The sequence below is a fragment of the Streptomyces roseolilacinus genome (assembly GCF_014649335.1).
Classification (GTDB): Bacteria; Actinomycetota; Actinomycetes; order Streptomycetales; family Streptomycetaceae; genus Streptomyces; species Streptomyces roseolilacinus.
Genome location: NZ_BMSV01000006.1, coordinates 244,515 through 257,864, shown reverse-complemented (window position 1 = coordinate 257,864; position 13,350 = coordinate 244,515). Strand labels below are relative to the sequence as shown.

Sequence of the window (13,350 nt, the reverse complement as noted above, 5' to 3'; positions counted from 1 at the left end):
CCACCCTCCGCCCTCCTAGTGATGTGAGAGAACACGTGATGCGTAACGTCCTCAACGCCGCGCGGCCCCGTCGGGCGGCCCGGCGCACCCAGCTGGCCGCCGCGGCGCTCGCCGCCGCGTCCGCCCTGGTCCTGTCCGCGTGCAGCACCGGCTCGGACACGGGCAACAGCCCCGTCGCCGACGTGTCGGTGGCGCCCGACGCCGGGAAGCCCGGCACGATCCTGGACCGGCCGTTCGAGAAGCCGGACCTCGTCCTCACGGACACCACGGGCAAGCCGTACGACCTGCGCGAGCGCACCAAGGGCAAGCCGACCCTCGTCTACTTCGGCTACACGCACTGCCCCGACGTGTGCCCGTTGACCATGAGCAACCTCGCCGACGCGATGAAGCAGCTGCCCAAGGCCGACCGCGACAAGCTGGAGGTCGTCTTCGTCACCACCGACCCCGAGCGCGACACCCCCGCCGAGCTCGCCAAGTGGCTGCCGTCCGCGGGCGACCCCGGCTTCGTCGGCCTCAGCGGCGAGTTCCCGAAGATCCAGGCCGGCGCCCGCCAGCTCGGCATCGGCATCGACCCGCCGTCCAAGGACGCGGACGGGAAGATCGTCTCCATGCACGGCGCGCAGGTGATGGCGTTCTCGCCGAAGAACGACCGCGGCTACGTCGTCTACGGCGAGAACACCACCGTCGAGGAGTACGCCAAGGACCTGCCGAAGCTCATCCGTGGAGAGAACCCGTGATCCGCAGCACCACCACCGCCGCCCTCCCCGCCGCGCTCGCGCTCGTCGCGGGCCTGGCGCTGGGCGGCTGCTCGTCCGCCGGCCCGGCGGACGGCGCACCGCGGCCGGAGGTCAGCGGAGCTTTCATCCCGGAGCCGGTGAACGCCGACATGGCGGGCGGCTTCCTCACCGTCACCAACGCCGGCGGCGCCGGGGACACGCTCACGTCCGTCACCAGCGACCTCTCCGACGACGTGCAGATGCACGAGACGAAGGACCGGAAGATGCGGCAGGTCGAGTCCTTCGACCTGCCCGCGCACGGCGAGCTGAGGCTGGAGCGCGGTGGCAGCCACCTGATGTTCATGGAGCTGAAGCGCACGGTGAAGCAGGGCGACAAGGTCAGGATCGAGCTGCACTTCGAGAAGTCCGATCCGATCGAGGTCGAGGTCCCGGTCGAGGCCAGGACCCACAACCCGCAGCGGTCCGGCGAGCACAGCGGACACGACGCCCACGGGCAGCCGCCGCAGCACGACGGCACGCGGCACTGAGCGACGAGGACCCACCATGACGGCCAACGCCCCCCACCCCGGAGCCGCCGCGCACCCGGCGCTCCGGCCGCCGGCCCGACCGACCCCGGCGCACCGGCTGCTGGCACTGCTGCTGCTCACCGCGGCGCTGCTCGGCACCGCGCTGTCCGGCACGGCGTCGGCGCACTCCACGCTGACCGGCAGCGACCCGGTGGACGGGGCGGTGGCCGCCACCGCACCGCAGCGCGTCACGCTGACCTTCTCCGAGCAGGTCGCCCTCGGCGACGACAGCATCCGCGTGCTCGAACCGAGCGGCAGGCGCGCCGACACCGGGGAGCTGCGCGACCTGTGCAGCGGCTCGGTCGTCCGGTACGGCGTCGATCTGCGCGACGGGCTGCCGGAGGGCACGTACGTCGTGGCGTGGCAGGCCGTCTCCGCGGACAGCCACCCGATCTCCGGGGCGTTCAGCTTCTCCATCGGCAAACCGTCCGCCACGAAGGTCGTCCTGCCGCGGCAGGAGCCGGGCGGCGGGCTCGTCGGCCGGCTGTACGACATCGGGCGGTACGTGTCGTACGCGGGCTTCGTCGTGCTGGTGGGCGGTTGCGCGTTCGTCCTGGCCTGCTGGCCGCGCGGCGCGTCCGCGCGGCCGGTGCAGCGGCTCGTCGCGTACGGCTGGGTGGCGTTCACCGCCGCCACGCTGGCGCTGCTGATGCTGCGCGGGCCGTACACGGGGTCGGGGAGGCTGGGCGACGCCTTCGACCTCGGCGTGCTGCAGGGGGTGCTGGACACCGGGACCGGCGCCGCCCTCACCTCCCGGCTGCTGCTCGCCGGGGCGTCGGCGCTGTTCGTCGCGGTGCTCTTCGGGCCGTACGCACGGCGGGAGGGGCCGGGGGACCGGCGGGACCTGGTGTACGGGCTGGCGGTCGGCGGGACGATCGTCGCGGCCGGGATCGCCGGGACGTGGGCGCTGTCGGAGCACGCGTCGACCGGGGTGCAGCCCGCGCTCGCCATGCCGCTGGACGTGCTGCACCTGCTCGCCGTCGCGGGCTGGCTGGGCGGTCTCGCGACGCTGGTCGTCGCGCTGTACCGGGTGCCGTCCATCGAGGGGGCCGCCGTCCGGCGGTACTCGCGGCTCGCGTTCGGCGCCGTGGCGGTGCTGGCCGCGACCGGCCTGTACCAGTCGTGGCGGCAGGTCGGTACGTGGACGGCGCTGACCGGCACCGCGTACGGGCGGCTGCTGCTGGTGAAGGTGGGGCTCGTCGCCGTCCTGCTGGGCGTCGGCTGGGTCTCCCGCCGCTGGACGCGGCAGCTCACGGAGACGACGCGCGGCCCGGCGTACGGGAAGGACGCGGAGGACCCGGAGGCGGCCGAGGACGCGGACGGGGCGCAGGACGGCGGCGCGGGTCGCGGGGACGCGGGCGCGGCCCCCGGGGCCGTCGCCGATCCGGTACGCGCCGCCCAGCTCGCGCGGCAGCGGGCCGCCGTCGCGGTCGCCCGCAAGCGGCGGGTGCGGGACGCCGACCCGGCGCGGGCCGGGCTGCGCCGCTCCGTGCTCGCCGAGACGGCCGTCGTCGTGGTGCTCCTCGGGGTGACCACCGCCCTCACCACGACCGAGCCGGGCCGTACGCAGGAGCAGGCCGACCGGATGCAGGCCGCCACCGCGACCGCCGTACCGGACCGGCCGGTCGACGTCAGCCTGCCGTTCGACACGGGCGGCCCGAACGGCACCGGCACCGTGCGGCTGAACCTCGACCCCGGACGGTCCGGGGGCAACACGCTCCGGGTCGCCGTCGAGGGGGCGGACGGGCGGCCGCGCGACGTGGCCGAGCTGAAGGTGTCGTTCACGCTCGACGCGCAGGAGATCGGGCCGCTCCCGGTCGTGCTCGACCGGGACGCCGCGGGCCGGTGGACCGCCCGCGAGGCGCGGCTCCCCATGCCGGGGGACTGGCGCATCCGGGTGACGGTGCGGACGTCCGACATCGACCAGACCACCATCGACGAGAACGTGAAGATCGGTTGACCTGACTATGAGCGACAACCTGGAGATTTCGAGGCGCCGGCTCCTCGGCACCGTGGGCGCGGCCGGGGCGACGGGGCTCGCGCTCGGCGCGGCCGGCGGCGCCGCGGGACACGCGGTCCTCGGCGACGGCGACGGCGGAGGGCCGGCACTGGCGACGGTGGGTTCGGCGCGGGTGCCGTTCCGCGGCGCCCACCAGGCGGGGATCGTGCAGCCCGCTCAGGCGCGCGGCCACCTGGTGGCGTTCGACCTGGCGCCGGGCGCGGGCCGCAAGGAGGCCGTCGCGCTGATGCGCCGCTGGTCGGCGGCGGCCGAACCGCTGATGGCGGGCGAGCCGGCGGGCAGCGCGGACAGCGGGGTCGCGGGGGACGCGGGACCGTGCTCCCTGACGATCACGTTCGGGTTCGGCGCGTCCTTCTTCGACCGCACGGGGCTGGTGGCGCGGCGGCCGCAGCAGCTGGAGCCGCTGCCGGTGTTCTCCTCCGACCAGCTCGACCCGAAGCGGTCCGGCGGCGACCTGTGGGTGCAGGTCGGCGCCGACGACGCGCTGGTCGCGTTCCACGCGCTGCGCACCCTCCAGCGGGAGGCGGGCGCGGCGGCGAGGGTGCGCTGGCAGATGAACGGCTTCAACCGCTCGCCCGGCGCGACCGCGCACCCCAGGACGGCCCGCAACCTGATGGGGCAGATCGACGGCACGGGCAACCCGAAGCCGACCGACCCCGGTTTCGACGGGCACGTCTTCGTCGCACCCGGTGGGGCGCAGCCGTGGATGACCGGCGGGTCCTACGCGGTGGTGCGGCGGATCCGGATGCTGCTCGACGACTGGGAGAAGCTGCGGCTGAAGGACCAGGAGGCGGTCATAGGCCGGCGCAAGTCCGACGGCGCCCCGCTCACGGGCGGCACGGAGACGACGGAGCCGGACCTGGACAAGCTGGGGCCGGACGACAGGCCGGTGATCCCGGCCGACGCGCACGCGCGGATCTCGGCGCCCGAGCAGAACGGCGGGGCGACGATGCTGCGCCGCCCCTTCTCGTACCACGACGGGATCGGCCCGGACGGCACGCCGGACGCGGGGCTGCTGTTCGTCTGCTGGCAGGCCGACCCGCGGAAGGGGTTCGTGCCGGTGCAGCGGAAGCTGGACCGGGGTGACGCGCTGTCCCCGTTCATCCGGCACGAGTCGAGCGCCCTCTTCGCGGTGCCGGGCGGTCCGGCGGACGGGGAGTACGTGGGGCAGCGACTGCTGGAGGCGTGATCGCACGGGCGTCCGGATCACGGCGGAGGGATGGTCCGGAAGCGTGAGCGGCGCGGGGGCGGGCGCATTAGGGTGACCGGTATGTCGGCCACGCGATTCACCTATCTCGGCCCCGAGGGAACCTTCACCGAGGCGGCGCTGCGCACCCTCCCGGAAGCCGCGACGCGCGAGCTGGTGCCGATGGTGTCGGTACCAGCCGCCCTGGACGCCGTGCGCAACGGGGAGGCGGCCGCCGCCCTCGTGCCGATCGAGAACTCGGTGGAGGGCGGGGTCACCGCGACCCTCGACGAGCTGGCGTCGGGCCGGCCGCTGATGATCTACCGCGAGGTGCTGCTGCCCATCGCGTTCGCCCTGCTGGTGCGGCCGGGCACGAAGCAGGCCGACATCAAGACGGTGACCGGCCACCCGGTGGCGCAGCCGCAGGTGCGCAACTGGCTGCGCGCCCACCTGCCGGACGCGGTGTGGGAGTCGGCCGCGTCGAACGCGGACGGGGCGCGGCTGGTGCAGGAGGGCCGGTACGACGCGGCGTTCGCGGGGGAGTTCGCGGCGGCGACGTACGGGCTGGAGGCGCTGGTCACGGAGATCCACGACGCGGAGAACGCCGAGACGCGGTTCGTGCTGGTGGGCCGGCCGGCGCGGCCGGCGGCGCCGACGGGCGCGGACAAGACGTCGATGGTGATCTGGCTGCGGGACGACCATCCGGGCGCCCTGCTGGAGCTCCTCCAGGAGTTCGCGGTGCGCGGCGTCAACCTGATGCTGATCCAGTCGCGTCCCACGGGCGCGGGAATCGGGAACTACTGCTTCGCGGTGGACGCCGAGGGGCACATCGCGGACCGGCGGGTGGGCGAGGCGCTGATGGGACTGAAGCGGATCTGCCCGAACGTGCGTTTCCTGGGGTCGTATCCGCGGGCGGGTGTCGGGGTCGACGAGGTGCGGGCGCTGCGGCCCGGGACGTCGGACGCCGACTTCACCACGGCGGCGGACTGGCTGGCGCGTTGCCAGGACGGCCGGGGCGCCTGACCCTCCCCACCGGGACCAGAGTTATCCACAGACCGGGGAGGCCGCCTGGGGACAAGTCGATATCCCGGCCCTCCCCAACTCCTCCCGGAACCGGACAAGGTCGATAAATCCGCTGAGCGACTGTGTGGACATCCACAGTCCGCTTTATCCCTTCGCGTCACCCCAATTCCTCTGATCGACCCTTTAGAGCGAAGAATTCCCACTCGAATGAGCGTCTGAGGCGGGTTTGAGTGACGAAACCAGGGCTCTGTGCACTTCTTCCGGAGTGACTGGTTCCGAAGTCCACACCTCTTCCACACAGCCTGTGGATAACATTTCCCCCCGGCCGCCTCTGTGGACAAGTTACGCGCGTGGAACTCCCCTAACCCGAGAAAGAGTAATTTTTCACCGCGATAGCCACCAAACCTGTCAATTGGGACAGAACGACATGCTCGGGCGGAGGCGATACGCGGTGGGGTGCGGCCGGTGCACACCGGTAGCCTGGAGGGGTGATTGACCTTCGCCTGCTCCGTGAGGACCCCGACCGTGTTCGCGCCTCCCAGCGCGCCCGTGGAGAGGACGTCGACCTCGTCGACGCCCTGCTCTCCGCCGATGAGCGGCGCAGGTCGTCCGGCGTCCGCTTCGACGAGCTCCGCTCCGAACAGAAGTCGCTCGGCAAGCTGATCCCCAAGGCGTCCGCCGAGGAGAAGGCCGAGCTGCTCAAGCGGGCCGAACAGCTGAAGGCCGACGTCAAGGCCGCCGACGCCGAGCAGCACGAGGCCGACGAGGAGACCCGTCGCCTGCTGCTCCAGCTCGGCAACATCGTCCACCCGGACGTCCCGGTCGGCGGCGAGGAGGACTTCGTCGTCCTGGAGACGCACGGCACGATCCGCGACTTCGCCGCCGAGGGCTTCGAGCCGAAGGACCACCTGGAGCTCGGCGAGGCGCTGGGCGCCATCGACGTCGAGCGCGGCGCCAAGGTGTCCGGCTCGCGCTTCTACTACCTGACGGGCGTCGGCGCGCTGCTGGAACTCGCCCTGGTCAACGCGGCGATCGCGCAGGCCACGGAGGCCGGGTTCATCCCGATGCTCACGCCGACGCTGGTCCGCCCGCGCGCCATGGAGGGCACCGGCTTCCTCGGCCAGGCCGCGGAGAACGTCTACCACCTGGAGAAGGACGACTACTACCTGGTCGGCACCTCCGAGGTGCCGCTCGCCGCGTACCACATGGACGAGATCGTCGACGCCGACAAGCTGCCGCTGCGGTACGCGGGCTTCTCCCCCTGCTACCGCCGCGAGGCCGGCACGTACGGCAAGGACACCCGCGGCATCTTCCGCGTCCACCAGTTCGACAAGGTCGAGATGTTCTCGTACGTCGCGCCGGAGGAGGCCGAGGCCGAGCACAAGCGGCTGCTGGAGTGGGAGAAGCAGTGGCTGACCGCGCTGGAACTGCCGTTCCAGGTGATCGACGTGGCCAGCGGTGACCTGGGCGCGTCCGCGTCGCGCAAGTACGACTGCGAGGCGTGGATCCCGACGCAGGGCAAGTACCGCGAGCTGACCTCCGCGTCGAACTGCGACAGCTTCCAGGCTCGCCGCCTGTCCGTGCGCATGCGCGACGGCAAGAAGGTCCAGCCCCTCTCCACGCTGAACGGCACGCTGTGCGCCGTGCCGCGCACGATCGTGGCGATCCTGGAGAACCACCAGCTGGCCGACGGCTCGGTCCGCGTCCCCGAGGTCCTGCGGCCGTACCTCGGCGGGCGGGAACTGCTGGAGCCCGTGGCCAAGTGAGCTCCCTCCCCTACCGGCTCGTCGCGACGGACCTCGACGGGACGCTGCTGCGCTCCGACGACACGGTGTCGCAGCGCACGCGTGACGCGCTCGCCGCCGCCGCGGCGGCGGGCGCCGCGCACATCGTGGTCACCGGCCGGTCCGTGCCCTGGACCCGCCACATCCTCGACGAACTCGGCTACGAGGGACTCGCGGTGTGCGGCCAGGGCGCGCAGGTCTACCACGCGGGCGAGCACCGGCTGCTGACGTCGGTGACCCTGGACCGGCAGCTGGCGGGAATCGCCCTGGCGAAGCTGGAGGCCGAGGTGGGCCCGCTGGCGCTGGCCGCGAGCCGCGACGGCCTGGACGGCGAGGTGCTGGTCGGCTCCGGCTACCGGCTGCAGGACGGCCCGCTGCCGTACCTGCCGCTGGAGGACCCGGCGGACCTGTGGTCGGCGCCGCTGAACAAGCTGTACGTCCAGCACCCGGACCTGGACGACGACGCCCTGGCGAGCACCGCGCGCCAGGTGGTCGGCGGGCTCGTGGACGTCGTGGTGGCGGGCGCGGGCATAGTGGAGATCCTGCCGCTGGGCCTCAGCAAGGCGACCGGCCTCTCCCTGGCGGCCCGCCGCCTGGGCGTGAAGGCGGCGGACACGATCGCGTTCGGCGACATGCCCAACGACATCCCCATGTTCGCCTGGGCCCGGCACGGCGTCGCCATGGCCAACGCCCACGGCGACCTGAAGGCCGTGGCCGACGAGGTCACGGAGACCAACGACGCGGACGGCATCGCCGTGGTCCTGGAGCGGCTGCTCTCCCGCTGAGGTCCGAGCGGCTCCCCGGGCGGGGCGGCCCCGCCCGGGGAGCCGCCCCCGCCCGGAGTCCGGGCGCGGTGGGCCGATCAGAAGTTGATCATGTGTCCGGCGAGGCCGTGCACGGCCTCCTTCACCGCCTCGCCCAGCGTCGGGTGGGCGTGGACGTTGCGCGCCACCTCGTGGACCGTGAGGTCCCACTGCTGGGCCAGCGTCAGCTCGGGCAGCAGCTCCGTGACGTCGGGGCCGATCAGGTGGGCGCCGATGATCTCCCCGTACTTCGCGTCGCTGATCAGCTTCACGAAGCCCGTCGCGTCACCGAGGCCGTGCGCCTTGCCGTTCGCCGTGAAGGGGAACTTGGCGACCTTGACGTCGAAGCCCTTCTCCCGCGCCTGCTCCTCCGTCCAGCCGAAGCTGGCGATCTGCGGCTGGCAGTACGTCGCGCGCGGGATCATCGGGTAGTCGAGCTCCATCGTCTCGGCGCCCGCGATCGTCTCGGCGGCCACGACGCCCATGGACTCGGCCGTGTGCGCCAGCATCAGCTTCGCGGTCACGTCGCCGATGGCGTAGATGTGCGGCACCGACGTGCGGCAGTGGCCGTCCACGTCGATGGCGCCGCGCTCCGTGAGCCGTACGCCCGTCGCCTCCAGGCCGTAGCCCGTGACGTTCGGCGCGAAGCCGATCGCCTGGAGGACCTTGTCGGCCTCCAGCACCTGCTGCGCGCCGTCCTTGCCGGTGACCGTGACGCGGACCTGCGGACCGGACTCGTCGATCGACTCCACGCGCGTGGAGGTCAGGATGTCGACGCCCAGCTTGCGGTACTGCTTGGCGAGCTCGGCCGAGACGTCCTTGTCCTCCAGCGGCGCGATCCGGTCGAGGAACTCGACGATCGTGACCTTCACGCCGTAGTTGTGCATCACGTACGCGAACTCGATGCCGATCGCGCCGGCGCCCGCGATGACGACGGAGCCCGGCAGGTCCTCGGTGACGATCAGCTCCTCGTACGTGACGACCCGGTCGCTGCGGCGCGTGCCGGGCAGCAGGCGCGGCGTGGCGCCGGTCGCGATGATGCAGTGGTCGAACGAGACCGTGGCGGTCGAGCCGTCCGCCTGGGCCACCTGGAGCGTGTTCGCGTCGAGGAACGTGCCCCGGCCGGTGAACTCGGTGATCTTGTTCTTCTTCATGAGGAAGTGGACGCCCTTGACCCGGCCGTCCGCGACCCGGCGGCTGCGCCGGAACGCCTCGCCGTAGTCGAAGGAGACCTGGCCGTCGACCTTGATGCCGAACGTCTTCGCCTCGTGGGTGAAGAGGTGCGCCAGCTCGGCGTTGCGCAGCAGCGCCTTGGTCGGGATGCAGCCGACGTTCAGGCAGACGCCGCCCCAGTACTTCTCCTCGACCACCGCGACACGCTTGCCCAGCTGGGCCGCGCGGATCGCGGCGACGTAACCGCCGGGGCCTGCTCCGAGCACGACGACGTCGAAGCGGTCTGACATGGCTTGCTCCCCAGAGTGTGAGTGCGGGTCGTACGGGCCGTGCGGGTCGCGCCCGGGGCCCACAGTAATCCCGCTCGGCCCCGGCCGCTGCGGGGCCGTCCCCACCGGGACGGCCCGCGCCGGCCCCTACTCCTCCCCCGCCAGCGTCAGGGTCCGCAGCTTCCACCCGGCGAACCAGGTGGCGGCGACGGTCACCACGGCCAGCAGCACCGCCGCGACCGGCAGCGACACGTCGGAGGAGACGAGCCCCTCGCCCTGGGTCACCTTGTCGGCGACCGCGAGGGCCCACTGCTGGACGCTCAGCGTCCGCGCCCCGGAGATGATGCTGCCGAACAGGCTCTCCCAGACCAGCACGTAGACGAGGCCGAAGACGACCGCGTGCCGGCTGACCGTGCCGAAGAGGAGGAAGAGGGCGCTGTAGGCGATCGACGCGACGAGCGCGGCGACGGTGTACGCGACCGCGACCTGCTGGCCGTTGCCGTTGAGGACCAGACCGGCGATCAGGGTCGGGACGGCCGAGAAGACCATGGTCACGCCGATGGCGACGATCAGCTTGGTGAAGATGATCGTGGGGCGCTTCACCGGCTTGGCGAGGAGGTAGACGATCGAGCCGTCGTCGATCTCCGGGCCGATCGCGCCCGTGCCCGCGATGACGCCGATCAGCGGCACCATCGTGGCGAGCGCGAACCCGCCGAGGAGGTCGGCGGCGACCTGGTCGTCGGCGCCGTTGAAGAGGCGGACGGCGGCCGAGATGGCGACGAGGAGGACGGGCAGGACGAAGAGGATGGCGGCGCGGCGGCGGCCGAGGAGGCCGCGGTAGGTGAGCCGGGCGACGGTGGGGTGGTACATGGTCGAGGGCTCCCTTCAGGCCGCGACGAGATAGGAGAAGACCGACTCGAGGGACTCGTCCGAGGGCGAGACCGTCAGCAGTCGGATGGAGTGCTCCCGGGCGACCCGCGGCAGCAGCTCCGTGAACCGGCCGAAGTCCACCGCCTGCACCCGCAGGACGCCCTCGCGCACGTCCACCTCGATGCCGGCGGTGGACGGGTCGGCGATGAGCGCGGCGGCCAGGGCCCGGTCGTCGCTGGAGCGCACCAGGTAGCGGTGCGGGCGGTCGGTCATCAGGCGGCGGATGCGGCGGAAGTCGCCGCTGGCCGCGTGCCGTCCGGCGACGATGACCTCGATGTGGGAGGCGAGCTGCTCGACCTCCTCCAGGATGTGCGACGAGAACAGGACGGTGCGGCCGTCCGCGCCCATGCGCCGCAGCAGGTCCATCAGCTGCATGCGCTGGCGCGGGTCCATGCCGTTGAACGGCTCGTCGAGGAGGAGCACGGACGGGTCGTGGACGAGGGCCGAGGCCATCTTCACGCGCTGCCGCATGCCCTTGCTGTACGTGCCGATCTTCCGGTCCTGCGCGTCCTCCATCTCGACGGTGGCGAGCGCGCGCTGCGCCTCCGCCGCGCCGAGGCCGTGCAGTTCGGCGTTGGCGACGACGAACTCGCGGCCGGTGAGGAAGTCGTACATCGCCTCCCGCTCCGGCACGACGCCGATGTGGCCGTAGACGGACTCGTTGCGCCAGATCGGCCGGCCGTCGAGGGTGACGGTGCCGGTGGAGGGGGCGAGGAAGCCGCCCATCATGTTGATGAGGGTGGACTTCCCGGCGCCGTTCGGGCCGAGGAGGCCGGTCACGCCGGGGCCGATGGTCATGGTGACGTCGTTGACGGCGACGACGTTGCCGAACCAGCGGGACGCGTGGTCGATGTGGAGGGTGGTCACAGCCCGACCTTTCGGTAGCGGCGCATCAGGACGGCGTACGAGCCGGCGATGAGCGCGAGGACGACCAGGAGGTAGACCGTGCCGGCGCCGGCGCCGGGTCCCGCCTCGCCCGGGAAGGAGGTGGAGGCGCCGAGGAAGGCGGTCTGCACGCCGTCGATGAGGGTGATCGGCGAGAACAGGCCGAGCCAGGTCACGGCTTGCAGGTTGTCCGTGCTCCAGGCGATGGCCTGGACGGTGACGACGGCGCCGTACGAGATGAAGAGCGCGGCGATCACCGCCGCGACGCCGAAGCCGCGGCGGGGCGTCAGGGCGGCCAGGACCAGGCCGATCCCGCCGAAGAGGAGGGACAGCAGCGCCACCGACACCAGCCCCTGCCCGAAGCCCTTCGTCTGGTCGCCGAAGTCCATCTTCGCCAGCAGCGAGCCCACGTAGAGGATGAGCAGCGGCGAGGCGGTCAGGATGAACAGGGCGGACGCCATCGCGCCGTACTTGGCGAGGACGTAGTCGCCCCGCTCGATCGGACGGGAGAAGTACAGCGGGACGCTGCGGAAGCGCAGGTCGCGCGAGACGGACTGCGGGGCCTGGGAGGCCACGTACAGGGCGATGACCAGCTGCATGACGATGGCGTAGCGGGTGTAGTCGATCAGCAGGGTCTCGGACTTGGCGATCACGGCGACCGCGACGACGATCAGCGCCAGGGCGCACATGATGCCGAAGAGGATCATCGGCAGCACCTTCGACTTGGCGCTGCGGCCGAGTCCGTACGCCCCGCGCAGGGACTGCACGTACAGGGACCTGCGCGCGTAGGCGCGGCCGAGGCGGGGACCGTCGTACTTGCGGTACCCGATGTTGTGGATCTGCGTCTCGGCACTCATCGGGCCTGCACCTCCGGGGACTGGTCGGCCGCGGTGCCGGGGCGGAACACCTCGGCTATGTGGTGGCGGCGCTGTTCCATGCGGACGAGGCCGAGCCCCAGGTCGGCGACGGTGTCGCGCACCGTGTCGTAGGTCTCCTCGCCGGTGGCCTCCAGCAGGAGGACGTGGCCGGCGCCGGGCAGGCCCTCCTCCACGCGCGCGTGGAGGGTGACTCCGGCGGCGGTGAGCGCCGCGCGGAGGGCCGCCGTGCCGTCGGGGTGGGTGTCGGAGTCGGTGACCTCGACGGCGACGGTGGTGGTGGTCTGGGTGAAGTCGCTGGTGGAGCTGGAGCGCAGGAGGCGCCCGCCGTCGATGACGACGACGTGGTCGCAGGTCCGCTCCAGTTCGCCGAGCAGGTGCGACGTGACCAGCACCGAGATGCCGAAGTCCGTCCAGACGCGGCGGATGAGGCCCAGCATCTCGTCGCGGCCGACCGGGTCGAGGCCGTTCGTCGGCTCGTCGAGGAGGACCAGCTGCGGGTCGTGGACCAGCGCCTGGGCGAGCTTCACGCGCTGCTTCATGCCGGTGGAGTAGCCGCCCATGGGGCGGTACCGCTCCTCGTACAGGCCGACGTGGCGCAGCGTGTCGGCGGTGCGCTCGCGGGCCGCCGCGGGTGGGAGGCCCGACATGCGGGCCATGTGGACGACGAACTCGGTGGCCGAGACGTCCGGCGGCAGGCAGTCGTGCTCCGGCATGTAGCCGACGCGCTCGCGGATGGCGGGCCCGTCCGTCACCACGTCGAGGCCGAGGACCTCGGCGCGGCCCTCGGTGGCGGGGGACAGACCCAGCAGGATCTTGATCATTGTCGACTTGCCGGCTCCGTTGGCACCCACAAGTCCGGTCACACCGGGCCCGATGTCCAGGGAGAGCCGGTCGAGAGCGGTCACCCGGGGGAACCGCTTGCTGAGGCTTTCGGTGGCGATCACAGTCACGCTTCGACCGTAGTGGCGGGTACCGCGGTCCACGTCAGCCCTGACGGTTGGATCCTTGTCCGACTCCAGGCGTACGACCCCGTACGGGAGGGGCAGCCGCGCCGGGTCGTCCACAGGCGGATCACGCACCCTTGACGCCGCCGCCG

The 13,350-nt window shown here is 72.3% G+C and carries 12 protein-coding genes; 7 read left to right on the top strand and 5 right to left on the bottom strand.

The genetic code is table 11. From position 1 onward, the window contains the following. The first annotated feature begins 38 nt into the window (after positions 1-38). The 7 genes from IE106_RS16380 to IE106_RS16350 all read left to right on the top strand — a co-directional run bounded on the left by IE106_RS16380 (position 39) and on the right by IE106_RS16350 (position 8,101). Positions 39-737 carry an SCO family protein gene (locus IE106_RS16380; protein WP_189534583.1) on the top strand — a complete coding sequence of 233 codons (699 nt, stop codon included), beginning with the start codon at positions 39-41 and terminating at the stop codon, positions 735-737. Further along, positions 734-1,264, top strand: coding sequence for a copper chaperone PCu(A)C (locus IE106_RS16375; RefSeq protein WP_189534581.1), 531 nt, complete (start codon positions 734-736; stop codon positions 1,262-1,264). Before IE106_RS16380 ends, IE106_RS16375 begins: the two co-directional genes overlap by 4 nt. A gap of 16 nt (positions 1,265-1,280) precedes the next feature. Next, positions 1,281-3,263 carry a copper resistance protein CopC gene (locus IE106_RS16370; RefSeq protein ID WP_189534579.1) on the top strand — a complete coding sequence of 661 codons (1,983 nt, stop codon included), beginning with the start codon at positions 1,281-1,283 and terminating at the stop codon, positions 3,261-3,263. A 7-nt stretch (positions 3,264-3,270) separates the two neighbouring features. Then, positions 3,271-4,512, top strand: coding sequence for an iron uptake transporter deferrochelatase/peroxidase subunit (gene efeB / locus IE106_RS16365; protein WP_189534577.1), 1,242 nt, complete (start codon positions 3,271-3,273; stop codon positions 4,510-4,512). Between the two features lie 81 nt (positions 4,513-4,593). After that, positions 4,594-5,532, top strand: coding sequence for a prephenate dehydratase (gene pheA, locus IE106_RS16360; protein ID WP_189534575.1), 939 nt, complete (start codon positions 4,594-4,596; stop codon positions 5,530-5,532). A 488-nt stretch (positions 5,533-6,020) separates the two neighbouring features. Continuing rightward, complete coding sequence (gene serS, locus IE106_RS16355; RefSeq protein WP_189534573.1) at positions 6,021-7,298, top strand: serine--tRNA ligase; 1,278 nt, start codon at positions 6,021-6,023, stop codon at positions 7,296-7,298. Then, positions 7,295-8,101: an HAD family hydrolase gene (locus tag IE106_RS16350; RefSeq protein ID WP_189534571.1), complete on the top strand. Its 807-nt coding sequence runs from the start codon at positions 7,295-7,297 to the stop codon at positions 8,099-8,101. The genes serS and IE106_RS16350 overlap by 4 nt, the downstream gene beginning before the upstream one ends. Before the next feature lie 77 nt (positions 8,102-8,178). On the opposite strand, the gene lpdA is transcribed toward IE106_RS16350, so the two are convergent. The 5 genes from lpdA to IE106_RS16325 all read right to left on the bottom strand — a co-directional run bounded on the left by lpdA (position 8,179) and on the right by IE106_RS16325 (position 13,198). Continuing rightward, positions 8,179-9,582 carry a dihydrolipoyl dehydrogenase gene (lpdA, locus tag IE106_RS16345; protein WP_189534569.1) on the bottom strand — a complete coding sequence of 468 codons (1,404 nt, stop codon included), beginning with the start codon at positions 9,580-9,582 and terminating at the stop codon, positions 8,179-8,181. 126 nt (positions 9,583-9,708) lie between these two features. Further along, complete coding sequence (locus IE106_RS16340; protein WP_189534567.1) at positions 9,709-10,431, bottom strand: ABC transporter permease; 723 nt, start codon at positions 10,429-10,431, stop codon at positions 9,709-9,711. Between the two features lie 15 nt (positions 10,432-10,446). Beyond that, positions 10,447-11,358 carry an ABC transporter ATP-binding protein gene (locus IE106_RS16335; RefSeq protein WP_189534565.1) on the bottom strand — a complete coding sequence of 304 codons (912 nt, stop codon included), beginning with the start codon at positions 11,356-11,358 and terminating at the stop codon, positions 10,447-10,449. Beyond that, on the bottom strand, positions 11,355-12,233 hold the full coding sequence (locus tag IE106_RS16330; RefSeq protein WP_189534563.1) for an ABC transporter permease: 879 nt from the start codon (positions 12,231-12,233) through the stop codon (positions 11,355-11,357). The genes IE106_RS16335 and IE106_RS16330 overlap by 4 nt, the downstream gene beginning before the upstream one ends. Beyond that, positions 12,230-13,198, bottom strand: coding sequence for an ABC transporter ATP-binding protein (locus IE106_RS16325; protein WP_189535060.1), 969 nt, complete (start codon positions 13,196-13,198; stop codon positions 12,230-12,232). The genes IE106_RS16330 and IE106_RS16325 overlap by 4 nt, the downstream gene beginning before the upstream one ends. Between the last annotated feature and the right edge of the window lie 152 nt (positions 13,199-13,350).

Excerpts from the sequence above, each read along its gene's own strand:
- IE106_RS16380 (WP_189534583.1), top strand. The coding sequence starts at position 39 with ATGCGTAACGTCCTCAACGCCGCGCGGCCCCGTCGGGCGGCCCGGCGC.
- IE106_RS16370 (WP_189534579.1), top strand. The coding sequence starts at position 1,281 with ATGACGGCCAACGCCCCCCACCCCGGAGCCGCCGCGCACCCGGCGCTC.
- efeB (WP_189534577.1), top strand. The coding sequence starts at position 3,271 with ATGAGCGACAACCTGGAGATTTCGAGGCGCCGGCTCCTCGGCACCGTG.
- pheA (WP_189534575.1), top strand. The coding sequence starts at position 4,594 with ATGTCGGCCACGCGATTCACCTATCTCGGCCCCGAGGGAACCTTCACC.
- lpdA (WP_189534569.1), bottom strand. The coding sequence starts at position 9,582 with ATGTCAGACCGCTTCGACGTCGTCGTGCTCGGAGCAGGCCCCGGCGGT.
- IE106_RS16340 (WP_189534567.1), bottom strand. The coding sequence starts at position 10,431 with ATGTACCACCCCACCGTCGCCCGGCTCACCTACCGCGGCCTCCTCGGC.
- IE106_RS16330 (WP_189534563.1), bottom strand. The coding sequence starts at position 12,233 with ATGAGTGCCGAGACGCAGATCCACAACATCGGGTACCGCAAGTACGAC.